This is a genomic window from Paenibacillus alvei DSM 29 (assembly GCF_000293805.1).
Lineage (GTDB): Bacteria > Bacillota > Bacilli > Paenibacillales > Paenibacillaceae > Paenibacillus_B > Paenibacillus_B alvei.
The window spans coordinates 377,992-389,789 of sequence record NZ_AMBZ01000004.1; the positions used below are offsets into that span (position 1 = coordinate 377,992).

The window sequence follows — 11,798 nt, forward strand, 5'->3', positions numbered from 1 at the left end:
AGGGATGGATCAGGCAATAAAACAAATTTAACACCATGTCCAGTAAAAGATAAAGATGGCTTATCCTAGCAACAAATAAAAAGGAATATACATTTACTGCCACAGAAGCTATCAATATGTCAGATGTATTTTACGCGAAAATTGATAACCATATTATATCTAACCTGCGTATTACAAAGTATCTCAATAAGGGTGAAATAGGAGTGATAAAATGAAGGAGTATATTAATTTCGTTGAGATTAAACAAGAAGAACGAATATATCAATGTAAGTTATTTGTTCAATTTATTGATTCGAATTGCAGAATTATCTTGGACTATAATAACAGCATGATTGAGGGTGGCGGGGACAGTTATACAAATGCATTAGAAAGTTTGTTGGGAAATTTCCAGCACAGTACAGAAATAAGGTTTGAAAATTATATTGCCGTCACTGAAGGAAAATCCAAGAATATTTTAAAAATTGAAGAGGTGGTTAAATTAACGGATGTACCCTATGAAAATGATCTTCAGTTAGAGTTTGTACTTAAGTCCAATTTCAAAGACAGAGTAATTACAACAACATCGTTTCATGATTTCTCTATTGCTTTTGGTAAATTAGTGAGAGAAATGAATCTTGCATGTGAAAGCTGTGCATATTGCTATTATGGTGATTTTAAATCAGATGGTGGAGAGGATTTGCGACATGGATGGTATTGTTTTAGAGAGATACAGGGGATAAATATGGAGGTTCCGTGGTTCGACCGTATTGAGTATTTCTCACAAGCAATTCCGAATATCGATGCGTTCCATTGGTGCCCAAGTTTTAGACTTTTAGATAAAATTTTTTAAAGGTCTAGTTTGGTGAAATTTATTAAATATAAACTGGTTACACATTTGTCCTTTTCTTCGATTAACATAGGATTTATAAAGGAGAGTAGCTGTAACAATAAGGTCGTCAATACGAGGTTAATAAAAAATTGGTGATATAATGAATATTAATGAAAAACGGTCATCTGACGAAAAAAGACAAAGAGAAATAGGAAAAAGAAAATCAATAGTTTTAATTGGTGTTATCTTAATGATAGTTGTGTTAATTTGTGTTATGGGATATCTGGTACTCAAAAATATCTTTACTGGCATTTGTGGGATAAGCAACTGTTAACGACAAACCATAAATGAAACTGCGCTTACTTTGTACAGGAGTCGCTACCGCATCACATTATGCTATCTTGAATAGAGGACAGCCTTACCAAGTATAAACGTAAATTCAAAAAATAGTAGCTCTAAAATTCAGTAAATCATTATAGAGTAACTTGTCAAACATTAGTCGGTTTTATTTTATGTCCCAAGTTCTTGTCATTTTGGTTTGACAAGAACTTGGGACATTTTCGTTTTTGACAAAAAGGTGAGGACATACCGATTAACAAATAACGATGTCGAATAATGGGATTACCGCGACATCGATACATAATCACATGTTGGATAATAAAACAGATGCTTAATGTTTCAAAGGTGTGGTTCAATCCGGTAGAGAATTGGTTTATAAATAAGTTGAATAAAACGAACGATTATATCAAGGGAAATGATTGAATTCGCCATTTTCTTTTCCCCCGTACAGGCACGCATAGGCAGCCGCCCACATAGAATGTAACGTTCTCATTCGGATAATCATGAGGTGTTTACGTCTTAGGAGGTGGAGTAATGCTTGGGTTTTGTCGTCGATCGCCATGTTCATTAAGCAGATTTCATTGTTGGTATCCTATGTAAAAAATAATGCTTTTCCCCAACCATTAGCGGAAGAAGAAGAAATGAAGCATTTGCGCTTAATGGCCGAAGGGAATGCCCATTCAAGAAATATGCTGGTTGAACATAATTTAAGGCTGGTAGCTCATATTGTGAAAAAATTTGACAATACGGGGGAAGATCTTGAGGACTTAATATCCTTGGGACAATTGGATTGATTAAAGCTATCGAGAGCTTCCAGCCGAACAAAGGAACGAAGCTGGCTACTTTCGCCGCTCGATGTATTGAAAATGAGATCCTTATGCACTTGCGATCCTTGAAGAAAACCCGTAAGGATGTATCGCTGCATGATCCAATCGGGACGGATAAAGAGGGCAACGAAATTACCCTAATAGACATCCTCGGTTCTGAGGCGGACGACGTTGTGGAGAAGGTACAGCTGAAGATCGAGTAGTCGAAGATCTATCAGAACCTTGAAATCTTGGATGAACGGGAAAAAGAGGTCGCCGTCGGCCGCTTCGGTCTCGAAGCTGGTGGCGAAGAGCGCACGCAGCGGGAGATTGCGAAGGAGCTGGGCATCTCGCGGAGCTATGTGTCGCGGATCGAGAAGCGGGCGCTGATGAAGTTGTATCATGAGTTTTATAAGGCGAAGCGGTGAGAAGAAAGATAGGAATTGGCCTTGGAGGGTGCGAAGGTCGTTGTGAATTTCGCAAGTAATGCAGGGAAAGCAGAAGAAGTCGTGAACGGCATTCGGCAAAGAGGCGGCGAAGCGATTGCCGTTCAAGCCGACATCGGGAACGTCTCGGAAGTTGCACGACTGTTCGACGAAACGCTGAAAGCCTTTGGGTGATTGGACTTTCTCGTGAACAACGCTGGTGACCTGTCGACGAAGCCGCTTACCGCATTCACAGAAGAGGACTTCGACAAACATTTCGCAATAAACGTGAAAGGAAGACATTCTTCGCAATTCAACAAGCAGCGCGAGTCATGAGGGAGAATGGCCGCATTATTTTATTAACTTCTCCACTTTGGTTGTCGGGATGATGCTTCCAACGTACAGCGTTTATGCGGGTACGAAAGGTGACGTCGAGCAATTTACTCGTCATCTGGCCAAGGAGCTCGGATCGAAGAAAATTACGATCAACGCGATCTCTCAGGGTCCGGTGAACACGGAACTATTTAACGCTGGTAAGTCGGTCAGCGGGCGTTCCCTTACGGGACATGCTCATGGTAATGCCTTTTGCTTTTATTGCTTCTTGATAAACCTGAGACGTATATACACTTCCTTGATCGCTGTGAAGCATCATATCTGAACGTAGCGGAAGCTGATTCAGCGTGTCAAGAACAAAAGAAGTGTCTTGCTTGTCTGCTATACTGTAAACCACGATCTCTCCGTTATACAAGTCTAAAATACTTGATAAGTATAGTGTTGTTCCGCCGTAAGGCAAATACGTAATATCAGTCACGAGTTTTTGCATCGGAGCATCTGCTTGGAATTTACGCTTTAACAGATGTTCCGCGATATGTGTAGGCTATCCAGTTGGTTTGCGTTTCTTTACCTTGACTCGACATTGTAGTCCTTCACGTTGCATAATTCGCTGTACACGTTTGTGATTAATTTATTGTTCCATTCGAAGCAGTGACGTGATCTTTCGGTACCCATAACGGAATTTATGTTCCGTACAGAGCTCTCGAATTTTCCCTACGGCATTATCTACACGCTTAGCTCTGCAAGATGATTTCCAACGATAATAATTAGATCGAGGAATCCCTAACCATTCACAGGCTTGGTAATACTTATTTCTCCTCGAATGGACTCCATCCAAGAGATGACTACTTCAGGTGACACCTCCTTTCCAACTCCTTGTACTTTTTTAGAACCTCTAACTGATGCTTAAGAAAACGATTCTCTGCTTTCACTTTTTTAAGCTCTGCAAGATATTTTATAAGGGTATTTCTCTTGAAGGTGTTTTGATTTGTCTCACGTTATGGGGTCAGTCCCGAGTTATTGCGCACCAGCTCTTGCTCTTTTTTATTTTCTGCTTAAAAAATCCGACACACTATCTCAAGGATTGTCTTGTTGTACGGCCTCAGCTACAAGTGCGGCGTAGAATTCCGCTCCCTCCCTTTGAAGATGAACGCCGTCGGCGGTGAAGTACGAATCTTTACCTTCGCTAGAAGAATACCAGTCCACAAGCGTTACATTCTGAAAATTTGCAGCTTCTTCCTCGAGCGCTGAATTAACCGTGTCTTGCCATTTTTTCGGTACCCGAGTATTTACCAATACGATTTGCTGAGCATCACTGAGCGAGGAAAGTAATTTTTGTAATTGTTTAGAGTTAAACGGACCATTCGTACCTAGCTCGATGATAACTCGGCGGCTAAGTTTCCCGTTCGCCTTGAGCTTATCGATTACTTTTTGCGCTTGAGACATTTGCCTGCCTACTTTACCGTCGACCACAATGCCTGGCAAATTTTTTCCAGATACGGTGCAGCGTCAAGGATCACGGAATCGCCTATTGCAGTAACACTTTTACCCGATTTTTGCTCCGATGGTTTATTCGTTATTTTAGAATGATCTTCATCTTTAGGATTTACTATTGCATTAGAATCGTTACCTGTTTTATGGTTTATAGTTTTTGATAACGATTGGGCTGGAACCGGCTTATCTGCATTCTTTGAGCAGGATATGGTTAATAGCAGGATTGGGATTACGAAGATGATAAGCAAATGACGAAATTTAAAATGGGTTTTCATTCTTTTTTCCTCCAATAGTTTTTTAATAGACCGTTTCGTATAGGTTCCTCGATATATTTCCATGATAGTATGGCCAGAAGCAGACTAGCCCCAAGTTGAAGAAGGATCCGAAAGCTATCCGATGAATCGGTTGCTCCGGTAGGGCTGGTTAGGACGATGACAGGGTAGTGCCAAATATACAGACTGTAAGAAAGCCGTCCGATCCAAAGCAAAGGTTTACAACCCATAATCTTCGCGAGTCGACTCGCGGGATGGGCGAGAACAGCGATAACAATTGCAGTAATAAGGGATAAGAATACGAACCCCCCGTAATAAAGAGAATCTTCATACTCATTCGTACGCCATATCATGTAAATGATGATGAATAAACCGACTCCTCCGGTCAGATCGAGGATATTTCGAACTTTGCGGGAGACTTTTTCGGTTATAGATTGACTCGGCCACACGGTGGCAAGTGCAGCTCCGATCAACAGAGCAAAAACTCTCGTATCCGTGCCGTAATATACTCGACTCGGATCGGTACCCGGATCGTAAATGAGCGCCATCGCCAACGCCGATACGGCTGCGCCTGTAAGCGTGAGTAAGAAGATTTTGCCTCTTTGCGGCACAATGTGCAACATGATCATGAGAACGATCGGCCAAATGAAATAAAACTGCTCCTCGATGGCCAAAGACCATAGATGCCCGATAGGAGAAGGGGGACCAAAGCTTTCAAAATAGGATACATTGTGAAAAATGAACCACCAGTTGTTGAAATACAGGGCTGCAGAAGCAAAGTCACCCTGTAATGCCGCCAGCCGGGAGCTATCGAATAAGATGAGCCACAACGCTACAAATGCCAACATTGCGAACATGGCCGGCAGCAACCTGCGAGCTCGTCTTAACCAAAAATCCTTAAGATTAAACTTTTTGTTGTTTCGTTTCCACTGCAAGATGATCTGATCAGTAATGAGATAACCAGATAGAACAAAGAAAATTCCGACCCCCAAGAGCCCCCCTGGCGCCCATTTCAAGTCGAGATGATAAGCGATAACCGCTATGACAGATAGTGCCCTGAGCCCATCCAATCCCGGCATGTAATGCCCTGGTGGATGTCCTCTATTATCACCACTATGCGATGAATTCAAGTTGTCTTTCAATGTTCTCATTCCCCCATCATGTACTGACTTTCGCTAGCAAGACGTGTGACACGTGTAAAAAAGTTTGTTCGAGAAAGTGAAAAAATTGGTTAAACTTGACCAAACTTTTCATTATGCTCGCACGTCTTGCTGAAGTGGACAATCAATCCGAGTGCGACAAATAAGGAGTTTCGGTATCAAATGAATAATAAGAAATTAGAAAATTTGCTTGTTCAATGCATAACGGATTACAAAGAAAACGTTTATCGATTGGCTTACAGCTATGTAAAGAATTCTGAAGATGCACTCGATATTGTTCAGGATTCCATCCATAAAGCTTTTTTGTCACTTGAAAAACTAAAAACACCGAATCCGTGAAGAGCTGGTTTTATCGAATTGTTATCAATACATCGTTGGATTTATTGAGAAAACAAAAGAAAGTTCAAGTTGTTGATGAAAGTACGTTAGAAGCTTTTCATCCGGCAAAAAATGATGTTTATCCGAATATTGATTTGGAGGAGGCATTGAATGATTTGCCGTCAATCTATCGAACCATCATCGTGCTTCGATATTTTGAAGATTTAAAATTAGAAGAAATTGCAGTGGTGTTAGAGGAAAACCTGAGTACTGTTAAAACACGGTTATATCAAGCGCTGCGAATACTACGGGTTAAAATGAACGATGAGTCAACGGAGGATAAATAATATGGACAAAAAACTGGAGAAAATAATAGAGCAATATAGGGATGTTCCTATTCCGAAAGAATTGGATTTCATCGTAAAAAAACTATAAAACAACGAAAGAAAGGCATTTTCAAACATGAATGGCTTGTTGGGACTGGCGCGGCCGCCATTGCATTCGTAATCGGAATTAATGCGAGTCCGGCTTTTGCATATGCCCTATCCGAAGTGCCATTAGTCGGAAAGCTCGTTCAGGTACTTACATTTAGGGAATATAAAATTGATGATGGAAATTTTACGGCTAGAATTGAAGTGCCCGCCCTTAAGAATTTAGAGAATAAGTCGTTAGAGCATTCTTTAAATCAAAAATATCTTGAAGAAAGTAAAAAACTATACAGTGACTTCAAGAAAGAAATGGAAAGTGTAAAGCAAAGCGGTGGAGGCCATTTGGGAGTAGATAGCCGATATGTCGTAAAAACCGATAACGATCGCATCCTTTCAATAGGCAGATCTTATGTAAATACAGTAGGTTCTTCTTCGACAACGATCAAGTACGATACGATCGACAAGAAAAATCAAGTTTTAATCACTTTGCCTAGTTTATTTATAGATGATCGCTATATCAAGCTGATCAGCGACAATATTAAGGAACAAATGATAAAACAGGTGAAAGACGATCCGGATAAATTCTATTGGGTTGCAGGAGTTCCCAATACGGTCAATTCTTATTTTGAAAACATTTCAAAAGACCAAAACTTTTATATCAATAACGACGGCAAGCTCGTCATCTCATTCGATAAGTATGAGGTCGCTCCCGGATTTATGGGCGTTGTCGAGTTTATTATTCCAACAAATGTACTGACCGATGTTTTGGTTAGCCAAGAATATATAAAGTAGCATAACAACAAAAGGAAGCGACTATATGGAGTCACAGTGATTTCGTATAAGCGAACGTCGCATAAAGTATGATGATCGTAATCGGATGTTTAGCTCGTTCATTACTTCTTTCACAGGAATACCAGCTAATCTCATTTCGATTGCTTTCAATTTCACTTCCGCCGGGTAACTCACTCTAGTTACCAACGCAAAAACACCTCCAAGATTGTCTCCCTTATCTTACGATATAAGGGTATTTCTCTTGAAGGTGTTTTGATTAGTCTCACGGTATGGGGTCAGTTCCACGTTGTGATCCGTGGCTTTTGCTTTTGAATCAGTCCTGATGGTCGTCAGGGAACTATGCGCCGGAGATGAATGAGCAAGTCAAGGGAAATGATTGAATTGCGCCATATTCTTTTCTCCCGTACAGGCACGCATAGGCGGCCGCCCACATAGAATGTAACGTTCTCATTCGGATAATCATGAGGTGTTTACGTCTTAGGAGGTGGAGTAATGCTTGGGTTTTTGTCGTCGATCGCCATGTTCATTAAGCAGATTTCATTGTTGGTATCCTATGTAAAAAATAATGCTTTTCCCCAACCATTAGCGGAAGAAGAAGAAATGAAGCATTTGCGCTTAATGGCCGAAGGGAATGCCCACTCAAGAAATATGTTAGTTGAACATAATCTAAGGTTAGTAGCTCATATTGTGAAGAAATTCGATAACACGGGCGAGGATCTAGAGGATTTAATTTCGATTGGTACGATTGGATTGATTAAAGCGATTGAAAGCTTTCAGCCGAACAAGGGAACGAAGCTGGCTACTTTCGCCGCTCGATGTATTGAAAATGAGATCCTTATGCACTTGCGATCCTTGAAGAAAACCCGTAAGGATGTATCGCTGCATGATCCAATCGGAACGGATAAAGAAGGCAATGAAATCACCCTGATCGATATCCTTGGCACGGAAAGCGATGAGGTGGTCGATAAGGTGCAGCTAAAAATCGAGAAAAGCAAAATTTATCGCAACCTGGATATATTGGATGAGCGGGAGCAAGAAGTGATCCGAGGCCGCTTCGGATTAGATGGGGGCGGCGATGAGCGCACCCAGCGGGAGATTGCCAAGGAATTGGGCATTTCACGTTCTTATGTGTCACGGATTGAAAAGCGGGCGCTGATGAAGCTGTATCATGAGTTTTATAAGAATAAAGGACATATTTAAGGGACTGGACAGTGAAAAGTTCTAACGCTTAAGAAGCCAGAAAATCGGCAGCAGAATCAGGTGTTTCTTGCTTGGAACGAATTATTTGGGTTATGGATAAGTGTGGATTTTGGGCAAACAGGCGAAAAATCGACTTGCGCAAATAAGCCGCTACCGTCGCTTCCGAGACGATGGACTTGGACGGTGTACGCAAATAGCGGAAGAACAGCGCAGGCGTTTTACCGGAAAAGCGTAAAGCGATCAACTGCACGATGCCCGTGGCGATGACGCTGCACATCACGAAGCCTTCGACGGCCTGAAGGGTCAACCGAATCCGATGCCGATCCGACTCGCTCTTCACTTGCTCCAGCGGATCGCTTTCGCCTTTGCGGCGGTAACGATTCAGCTTGGGCATCGATGCGCTCCAGAAGCGATAGCCGAATGCGCCGATCACTTGCTTCATTTCCCGAAACGTACATTCGATCTTGAACCGGTAGCCGTACAATTCGACGATCTCCGCGGCCGTAAGCGACAGATCGGTACTGACGAGAATGGCAAGGCGGTCACCGTGTCGAACGAGAACAAAGCGCAGTTTCTGGTAGAGGCCTTGCCCCCATAACAAATCCAGGCACAGGAAGGAAACGATCTCTTCCTTGCCGTAGAGAGTCACGGTGGCGGTTTGAAAATCGGCTGCGCGCGTTTGGAACAACTCAGCCAGCTTCAGCATCTTGCCTTTCTTCGGCGGACGACCGGGCCCCGACTTCTTCGGTGCAGGCTTTTCGTAGGCAACTGCATTCATTTTGGCTTTCGTAACGATGTGCATGGATCCATTGCCTTCGGCCAGCCGCTGCAGCGCGGGGATGGACAGGAAATACCGGTCCAGCAGGAGCAACGCTCCGCCGAAGGTACGCGCGGCGACGAAGGCCTGCTCGATCAGCTGCACAACATGGGAGCCATGGCGCTGCTCAGCATCGCCCGTCCAGTTGAAGATGGCTTTCACACCGTCCTGCAAGTTTATGAACAAGGGCAGGCAGAACCACTTGTGCCGTGTGCCCGCCAGAATGCCGATGGCGCCAAACAGATGACCGAAGATGTATTCGCCCTTGGAGACATTTTCGGATTCCTGATGCAGCTTCTTCACGCCCGGCATATGCCGTCCTTCCTTGGCCTGCTTCACGCCGTCGCCGACGAACACAACCCTTCCGCGCACGCGCATAAGCGGGGCCGAGCGGTTAACGACTCCCTGCCAAGCAAGCCGCATTGAATCCAATGACCATGCGGAGGAACGAAAGAAATGAAGCATCGATTCATAATGACGCGGATCGAGCGTCAGATCCCGGACGATGGAAGTGACACCGAGATGATCGGAACGGACCATCAAACCGACAACGATGACTACGAACCACTCGAAGGCGGCGGCGCGCGAGAAACAAGCACGAAAGGCAGACAAAATCTCATTTATAAATTTCAACATGGTATGGTCGGTCGCGACGAAATCGGGTAAACTAACAGAGTAACCCTTTCTGCGATCTGATCTCCTTTCTGACTTAGGAACCGTAAGGATACCACAGATTCGTCCGATTGGGTTATTTTTCTATGCGATCATTTTCAACGAGAACTTTTAACTGTCCAGTAAGGGACGGAATTAAACATATAGTTATTAGTGCAGAGCTGCCAGGCTACCCTAGCGGCTCTTTTGACATGAATAAATAAAATAACTGGGAAGCAAATTTATCCTCATGTATCACGTAAGTTATCTTTATTTTGCTATACTAAATAGAGTATGGGGATTATAGACTATATTTTTACAAAGACAACTATAGATGGAACATAAGGAGAGATTATTAATGGTATCGGGTGTTCATCAAGGGAATAGCTCTGCAGCACCACGCTTGGCGCAGCTTCCAGAATATCAATGTACATATATGGAAAGCGGTATGCCGGATTGGAGCTTGGCGGATTCGGTGGAGCTTGTCGATGTGGTAACGGGAGCATCCCCGCGTCAGAAAACCAGGGTAAGGGCTTGCTGGACAGATGCGGTATTATATATGCGATTTGAATGTGAGGATGATAACATTGTCAGTCCGTATACAGATCGGGACGATCCTTTATATGAGGCAGATGTTGTGGAGTGCTTCCTTGATCCGATCGGGGATGGGCGTGCTTACTATGAGTTTAATGTAAGTCCTCATAATGTTGTGTTTGATGCATATATTACGAACCTGTCCGGGGAACCGAAGGGTTTCCATCCGGAGTGGAACGCAGAGCATCTTCGAACCTCGGTCTTGTATGTCAATGTACCAGAACGTCAGGTAATTTATGAATTAGCAATTCCCTTTGAGGACTTGAAGGCCAAGACACCAGAATTGGGGAGCTGCTATCGAGTGAATTGGTTCCGTATCGATCAAGATACGCTTGGCGCTCGAAGCTATGATGCTTGGTCGCCAACAGGGGCTGTTAATTTCCACATGCCTGAGCGGTTCGGACTTCTTCGTTTTACGAAATAAATAGAGATATAAGTATCTACAAGCGCCTTTTGAGCCCATATGCCGCAGCTTACAGTGTTGTGGGGGATGAAGGGCGTTTTTGTGTTGGCTAGCTGCTTTTTCTGTGACAGATCATAAGAAGGTGCATACACTATTGTATTGTATGGGGGATTTAGCGGGTCATGTTAAGGAGGAGATGACGATAGGATCTCAGGGGTTGGCACCATTTTTTCATTGTATCGTGCTTGTTCTGTTCATCCTGCTTGCCATTTGCTTGCTGCTGCTGCATGTTCGTCGGATGACGTAGCCTTGTTGAGCGAAGTTAGGTGACGCATGACATATTCCATGTCCAAAATACAAATACTGTGTAGGAATGATGATGCAAATGAAATGATGCTACACAAGTATGATGAGGAGGTGGATTTATGGCGTCATCTACGAAATCCGGCACGCCGAAATGGAAATCGGGCAATTGGACGCTCTCTGAGCAAGAGTATAAACAAATCGCCAGCCGCCGGGAACCATCAAGAACGGTAGGGAAAAATTGCCTTCGCGCGTTCCTAGTCGGCGGTACGATCTGTTTAATTGGACAAGGCATTCAGCAGCTATATATGACGTATTTGGGCATGAATGAGAAAGAAGCTGGGAATCCCACAGTCGTCACATTAATCCTCATATCCGTCATTCTAACATGTCTCGGGGTATACGATAAAATCGCACAGTGGGCCGGTGCAGGGACGGCAGTTCCGGTAACAGGCTTCGCCAACTCCATGTGCTCTGCAGCGCTGGAGCATCGCAGCGAAGGGCTCGTGCTTGGTGTAGGTGCGAACATATTTAAACTGGCAGGCTCTGTAGTTGTGTTTGGTACGGTTGCCGCCTTTTTCGTGGCATTGATCTACTTGATCTTTGGGCTCTCGCATTGACCTGATGTTTCATCTTTGCACTAGGAAGGAGGATT

7 protein-coding genes and 5 pseudogenes are annotated in these 11,798 nt (G+C 43.5%); 8 read left to right on the forward strand and 4 right to left on the reverse strand.

The genetic code is table 11. The annotated features are described in order from the left end of the window. The first annotated feature begins 211 nt into the window (after nt 1-211). From PAV_RS15480 to PAV_RS33470, 3 genes and pseudogenes are all read left to right on the forward strand, one after another. Nucleotides 212-829 (forward strand): hypothetical protein, encoded by a 618-nt coding sequence (locus PAV_RS15480; protein WP_005547794.1) that lies wholly within the window; start codon nt 212-214, stop codon nt 827-829. 821 nt (nt 830-1,650) lie between these two features. Beyond that, a pseudogene (gene sigK / locus PAV_RS15485) lies at nt 1,651-2,381 on the forward strand (RNA polymerase sporulation sigma factor SigK). A 12-nt stretch (nt 2,382-2,393) separates the two neighbouring features. Next, a pseudogene (locus tag PAV_RS33470) lies at nt 2,394-2,919 on the forward strand (SDR family oxidoreductase); the annotation flags it as partial. Here PAV_RS33470 and PAV_RS36185 read toward each other — a convergent pair. The 3 genes and pseudogenes from PAV_RS36185 to PAV_RS37300 form a co-directional block, all read right to left on the reverse strand. After that, nucleotides 2,899-3,201, reverse strand: coding sequence for an IS3 family transposase (locus PAV_RS36185; RefSeq protein ID WP_005547796.1), 303 nt, complete (start codon nt 3,199-3,201; stop codon nt 2,899-2,901). The pseudogene PAV_RS33470 and the gene PAV_RS36185 overlap by 21 nt on opposite strands. Before the next feature lie 54 nt (nt 3,202-3,255). Further along, nucleotides 3,256-3,549 (reverse strand): annotated as a pseudogene (locus PAV_RS37640) (IS3 family transposase). Between the two features lie 239 nt (nt 3,550-3,788). Then, a pseudogene (locus PAV_RS37300) lies at nt 3,789-5,556 on the reverse strand (acyltransferase family protein). A 243-nt stretch (nt 5,557-5,799) separates the two neighbouring features. Here PAV_RS37300 and PAV_RS15510 point away from each other — a divergent pair. The 3 genes and pseudogenes from PAV_RS15510 (at nt 5,800) to sigK (PAV_RS15520) (ending at nt 8,375) form a co-directional block, all read left to right on the forward strand. Continuing rightward, nucleotides 5,800-6,302 (forward strand): annotated as a pseudogene (locus PAV_RS15510) (RNA polymerase sigma factor). Nucleotides 6,303-6,407: 105 nt separating this feature from the next. Then, nucleotides 6,408-7,175 (forward strand): anti-sigma-V factor RsiV, encoded by a 768-nt coding sequence (gene rsiV, locus PAV_RS15515; protein ID WP_476638844.1) that lies wholly within the window; start codon nt 6,408-6,410, stop codon nt 7,173-7,175. Between the two features lie 492 nt (nt 7,176-7,667). Continuing rightward, on the forward strand, nt 7,668-8,375 hold the full coding sequence (gene sigK, locus PAV_RS15520) for an RNA polymerase sporulation sigma factor SigK (RefSeq protein WP_005547803.1): 708 nt from the start codon (nt 7,668-7,670) through the stop codon (nt 8,373-8,375). A gap of 28 nt (nt 8,376-8,403) precedes the next feature. Here sigK (PAV_RS15520) and PAV_RS15525 read toward each other — a convergent pair whose 3' ends face one another. After that, nucleotides 8,404-9,804, reverse strand: coding sequence for a transposase (locus tag PAV_RS15525; protein ID WP_202950506.1), 1,401 nt, complete (start codon nt 9,802-9,804; stop codon nt 8,404-8,406). 397 nt (nt 9,805-10,201) lie between these two features. On the opposite strand from PAV_RS15525, the gene PAV_RS15530 reads away from it, so the two are divergent. Together PAV_RS15530 and spoVAC are read left to right on the forward strand one after the other, a co-directional pair. Beyond that, nucleotides 10,202-10,861: a carbohydrate-binding family 9-like protein gene (locus tag PAV_RS15530; RefSeq protein WP_005547807.1), complete on the forward strand. Its 660-nt coding sequence runs from the start codon at nt 10,202-10,204 to the stop codon at nt 10,859-10,861. A gap of 404 nt (nt 10,862-11,265) precedes the next feature. Then, nucleotides 11,266-11,763: a stage V sporulation protein AC gene (spoVAC, locus tag PAV_RS15540; RefSeq protein WP_005547809.1), complete on the forward strand. Its 498-nt coding sequence runs from the start codon at nt 11,266-11,268 to the stop codon at nt 11,761-11,763. Nucleotides 11,764-11,798 lie beyond the last annotated feature (35 nt).